Origin of the sequence: Candidatus Nebulibacter yamunensis, from assembly GCF_024208055.1 — a bacterium.
In the GTDB taxonomy this organism is placed as follows: Bacteria; Pseudomonadota; Gammaproteobacteria; order Francisellales; family Francisellaceae; genus Caedibacter; species Caedibacter lacustris.
In genome coordinates this window covers 1-5,314 of record NZ_JAMBMW010000038.1, presented here as the reverse complement: position 1 = coordinate 5,314, position 5,314 = coordinate 1, and the positions used below count along the sequence as shown (strand labels likewise).

Here is a 5,314-nt window from a genome sequence, read left to right as displayed (position 1 = left end):
CGTTTTAAAATTATTGCCGACAAATATCGGAATAGACGAAAAAGGTTTGGACTTCGATTTAATTTAATAACGGGAATTTACAACTTTGAATTGACTAATTGAGGTTTGGAAAGAACTCTATTGATGACAAGTGGTGCATCTTCATTGACTTCATACAACGGAATCAGTCTATATACTCTTACATGACCTGCATCGCTACCAGCACCATCATTGTTCCGTGAACCAATTGCCACCGTACTGCCATCGGCACTTAAGCTCACGGAATAACCAGATTCATCAAATGTAAACTCACCATCGATATCTATGCCATATTGTATCCAGTTACTGCCATTCCATTTATAGATCCGTACCTGACCAACGTTATCATTGCTAGCAATACCATATAAGTATGCGCCAATTGCCACCGTATTGCCATCGGCACTTAAGCTTACTGACCAGCCAGAGTAATCGTCTTGAGCGTCACCTTCAATATCTCCACCCTTTTGGATCCAATTTGTGCCATTCCACTTATAGATCCGTACCTGACCGGCATCAGTGCCATTGACAGTATCATTGTAAGGTGCGCCAATTGCTACGGTATCCCCATCGGCACTTAAGCTCACAGAATAGCCTGACTGCTCGAGAAATTGATCACCATTAATATTTGCTCCTTTTTGTACCCAGATACTGTTATCCTCATCCCAACTGTATATCTTCACCTGACCAGAATCCTGGATACCATTACTATCATTAGCATGCGCACCAATTGCCACCGTATTACCATCAGCACTGATCGATACCGCTGCACCAAAGTTGACATTGGTTGAATCACCGAAAATCTCAGATCCCTTCTGTTCCCAGGTCAACGTTACGCTATTCCAGCTATAGACCCGCATCTCCCCAGTAAAGTTGCCCACACGCGGTGCCCCAACAACGAATGTATTACCATCGGCACTTAAGCTCACTGAACTACCAGAGTGATCCAATAGCCCTTCTCCATTGATATCATCTCCTTTTTGTATCCATGATCCTGAAATGCTATCCCAGCTGTATACCTTCACCCGACCGGACTCCGTAATCCCATTGGCATCATTAAAAGGCGCGCTAATCGCTAAGGTACTGCCATCCGCACTTAAGCTCACAGATGAGCCAGATTGATCGCCTGCTTCACCATCAATATCCGCACCCAGTTGACGAATATCAAAAAGTGCCCCCGTAAGCTCAATAAACGGTTGGTTAAATCCCATCACGTCTATGGATACATTCTTAATTGCCAATTGTGTTCCGCCTGAACCTGTTTGTCCCATATCAGAGGCGATAATTGTTAAGTTTACGTTACCAGTAAAATTGGCGTTAGGGCGATAAATCATGCCCGTCAAGGCATCACTAATCGCAGACAACGTCCCACGAAACTCAACTAGATTACTATTATTGCTGCCGTTTGTGATCGTTAAGCCACTAACAGAAGAAAGAATTAATATCCCATCGTTTACATTAAGCGCTATTGACAATTCTGTTGCATCGACATCAGATACACTGATGAGATTAGCACCATTGAACGTTAAATCATGCCCTTCTTCAAGGACGATATTCATCACTGGCGCTGTCACGACAGGGGTATCATTGATAGCATTGACATTAATCGCAATTAACTGCACCGCACTTGAACTACCACTGTCGGTTGCGGTGAGTGTCAAGGTATCACTACCGTTAAAGTTAAGATTACCTTGATAATTTAAACTCGCAAGCGTTGCATTGATTTCCGCTTGCGTGCCGCTTATCGTTAAATCATTGCTACCATTGGCGCCAAGGCTCACCATCGCCGCTCCTGATAACGTCACATTCAACACTCCGTTAGTGACTTGTAAACGTGCAGTTGACAAATTACCATCCACATCATTAATCGAAATATTATTGATCGCAAGGGCTGTATCTTCATTCACTGTATAGCGTGGAATTAAACTATATACTCGCACATGACCCCTATTATCTGTGCTGCCTCCCGGACCATCATTTTGAGTCGCACTTATTGCTATCATATTACCATCAGCACTTAACGATACTGACGATCCAGAAAAATCCCCTGCCGCCTCACCATCAATATCTGCTCCATACTTTACCCAGTTTGTACCATTCCATTTATATATCCGTGTATGACCTCTATTATCACCGGATGATCCGCTTGTGCCATCGTTGTTATACGCACCAATTGCCACGGTATTGCCATCGGCACTTAAGCTCACTGACCAGCCAGAAAAATCTCCTACCGCCTCACCATCGATGTCTTGCCCCAATTTATCCCAGGTGGACGTCACACTATTCCAGCTGTAGATCCGTACATGACCCCTATTGTCTGTAATGTTTCCGGTCGTGCCATCATTATTATACGCACCAATTGCTACTGTCAAACCATCAGCACTTAACGATACTGAAAAACCAGATCTATCACCTGGCGCCTCACCATCGATGTCTTGCCCCAATTTATCCCAGGTTGACGTCACACTATTCCAACTGTAGATCTGTACATGACCTCTATCGTCACTTGCGTTTCCTGTCGTGCCATCATTATAAGACGCACCAATTGCCACGGTATTGCCATCGGCGCTTAAAGATACTGACGATCCAGAGTAATTATTTGCTGCCTCACCATCAATGTCGCCGCCTTTTGGTACCCAATTCGCACCATTCCAGCTATAGATTCTTACATGACCCGCATCAATGCCATTGGCATTATCATTATAAGGCGCACCAATTGCCACAGTGTTACCATCGGCACTTAACGAAACTGACTCTCCAGAGTAATTATTTGCTGCCTCACCATCAATGTCGCCGCCTTTTGGTACCCAATTCGCACCATTCCAGCTATAGATTCTTACATGACCTGAATTACTGCCATTGCCGTCATTAGCATTAGCACCAATCGCTATCGTATTACCATCTGCACTTAAAGAGACTGACAATCCAAAATTATCCCCAGCCACCTCGCCATTAATATCAGCACCCTTTTGAACCCAAGCTAAAGTTAAGGTATTCCAGCTATATATTCTTACATGACCAGAATCACCACCATTGCCGTCGTTATTACGTGCACCAATTGCCATTGTCATACCATCGGCACTTAATGACACAGAACTACCAGATTGATCACCTGTCGCTTCACCATCAATATCCGCACCTAATTTACTTGTAGTAAAGGCAGCTCCGCCTAGTAATACTTCTGGCGCGTCATTCACGGGAGTGACATCAATACTCATCGTATAGGTGGACACAGAATCAATCGCACCATCATTTACCTTAAAGCCAAAACTGGCATAATTACTACCATTGCCATTATTGGCAGGGGTAAAAGTCAATAAACCCGCATCAATATTCGCTTTAGTGATCACTTGATTCAAAGTTACTGCTACACCATTTAGTCTCAAACTGCCTACCATTGGCAGAGTAGTGATTTTAACACTGGCAAGTGTGTTACCATCCAAATCAGCAAAGTTAAAATCATTCGCCGTAAAAACATAGCTGCTATCTTCATTCATCACCACTGTATTATCCATCGCGGTAGGGGCATCATTGGCAGCATTGACCGTAATACCGATTAACTGCACCGCACTTGAACTACCACTGTCGGTCGCTGTAAGCGTCAAGGTATCACTACCGTTAAAGTTAAGATTACCTCGATAGCTTAAACTTACAAGCGTTGCATTGATTTCCGTTTGCGTGCCGCTTATCGTTAAATCATTGCTACCATTGGCGCCAAGGCTCACCACTGCCGCTCCTGATAACGTCACATTCAATGTTCCGTTAGTGACTTGTAAACGCGCACTCGTCACATTACCATCAATATCGTTTAGCCAAATATCATTCATCGCAAGTGTAGTATCTTCATTGACGGTATAGCGCGGAATCACACTATACACTGCAACCATACCTCTGTTGCTGTTGTGATAAGGTCCCGCAATTGCTACTTTGCTGCCATCCGCACTTAAAGAGACTGAAGAACCAAAGACATTCCCCAATGCTCTACCATCAATATCTGCTCCATATTTGTCCCAGTTATTGCCATTCCATTTATAGATCCGCACACTACCTCTATTATCACTAAGGTTGTTTGTCGTTCCATCATTGCCAGGCGCTCCAATTGCCACCGTGTTACCATCAGCACTTAAGCTCACGGAATAGCCAAAGTAATCACTTGATGCTTCACCACCAGTAATATTCAAGCCCTTATTTACCCAGGCATTGCCATTCCACTTATATATCCGTACCGCTCCGGAATCAGCAATACTATTAACATCATTACGAGTTGCTCCAATTGCCACGGTATTGCCATCGGCACTTAAGCTCACTGAAGAACCAGATTGATCTCCTGTTGGACTACCACTTTGACCAACAATATCAAGTCCCTTCGGTACCCAAGAGCCTAAACCACTGTCCCAGTTGTATATCTGCACATGGCCGGCACTACTGCTATTATTAGGTGCCCCAATTGCCACGGTGTTGCCATCGGCACTTAAGCTCACTGAAGAACCAGATTTATCATTTGCTGCCTCACCATCAATGTCTTGCCCCAATTTATCCCAGGTTGACGTCATGCTATTCCAGCTGTAGATCCGCACATGGCCCCTATTGTCTGCATCATTACTAGGAGCCCCAATTGCCACCGTCAAACCATCGGAACTTAAAGCAACGGCATGACCAGATTGATCCCCTGCCGCTTCACCATTAATATCACCCCCCTTTTTTATCCAGGCACTGCCATTCCACTCATATATTCGTGTTTTATCACTGTTTCTAGTCCCAATGGCAACAATATTACCATTGGCACTTAACGAAACTGATATTCCAGATTGCTCTCCTGCCACCTCACCATCAATATCGACTCCATTTTGAATCCAAGTAGTCCCACTCCAGATATATATCCGTACATGACCAGTAGCATTATCATTATTCATCGCACCAACTGCCATGGTATTGCCATCGGCACTTAAAGAAACTCCACTACTAGAATACACTGAGCCACCGAATGTATCGCCTGCCGCTTCACCATTGATATCTCCACCTAACTGACTAATGTTAGTGTGAATTGCTCCAACCACAATCACAGGCGCATCCAAGCGATAAGCATAACCCTCAAAATGAAGAATCTCACTATTGTCTATTGCTTGTCCATATTCCAGTATGCTATCCCCTCCATTATCTTGACTTGCTGTAGTATCAATAGATGCCGCAATATCCGCATCTGTATATGACCTTAATGCTTCCACAAACGCTTGACCTTGTTGCCCTTCGGCAACGTTACAGCCATAGAATAAAATATCCCCTGTGTTACTTAATGCTT

Annotated in this window: 1 protein-coding gene and 1 pseudogene; one reads left to right on the top strand and one right to left on the bottom strand. The window is 44.1% G+C overall.

Translation table 11 applies throughout. The features are described 5' to 3' along the window. Positions 1–102, top strand: a pseudogene (locus M1V25_RS10055) (IS5/IS1182 family transposase); the annotation flags it as partial. Here the strand turns inward: M1V25_RS10055 and M1V25_RS10050 are convergent. Then, a partial coding sequence (locus M1V25_RS10050) for a beta strand repeat-containing protein (protein ID WP_498843194.1) occupies positions 78–5,314 on the bottom strand: 5,237 nt, incomplete at its 5' end. The pseudogene M1V25_RS10055 and the gene M1V25_RS10050 sit on opposite strands and share 25 nt — an antisense overlap.